The 691-nt window shown below is 45.2% G+C and carries 1 protein-coding gene; it reads left to right on the plus strand.

The genetic code is table 11. From position 1 onward, the window contains the following. Positions 1 to 691: Ig-like domain-containing protein (locus A6D97_RS03870; protein ID WP_139074295.1), on the plus strand; the 691-nt coding region annotated here is incomplete at both ends.

The following is a 691-nucleotide window of genomic DNA, read 5'->3' on the forward strand; positions in this document are numbered from 1 at the left end:
CGTCAAAGATACGCTAGCGGATATCAGTGTCGATTTTGATGGTTTTGGTGATGAATATTACAACTCTGCCGAGGTGAGTAATGGCGCACTGGTCGGCACGGTGACCAATGTTGAAGACGGTCAAGAAGTTTCAATCACTATCACCGATGTTGATGGCAAGTCAGAAAATTATACCGCGACAGTGACTGGTGGCGAGTGGACTCTAACTGGCCAAGATTACTCTGCCTTCGCTGAAGGTACGCTAACAGTAGAAGCAAGCGTTACGGACATTGCCGGTAATACGACAACTTCTAGCGATACCATAGTCAAAGATACGTTAGCGGACATCAGTGTCGATTTTGATGGTTTTGGTGATGAGTATTACAACTCTGCCGAGGTCAGTAATGGCGCATTAGTTGGCACGGTGACCAATGTTGAAGATGGTCAAGAAGTTTCAATCACTATCACTGATGTTGATGGCAAATCAGAAAATTATACCGCGATAGTTTCTGGTGGTGAATGGACATTAGTCGGCCAAGACTATTCGGGTTTTGCAGAAGGCATTTTAACCGTTGAAGCAAGTGTCACGGACGTTGCAGGCAATATTGCTACTTCTAGCGATACTATCGTCAAAGATACGTTGGCGGACATCAGTGTGGATTTTGATGGTTTTGGTGATGAGTATTACAACTCTGCCGAGGTCAGTAATGGC

This window comes from Vibrio sp. ZF57 (assembly GCF_001691235.1).
In the GTDB taxonomy this organism is placed as follows: domain Bacteria; phylum Pseudomonadota; class Gammaproteobacteria; order Enterobacterales; family Vibrionaceae; genus Vibrio; species Vibrio crassostreae_C.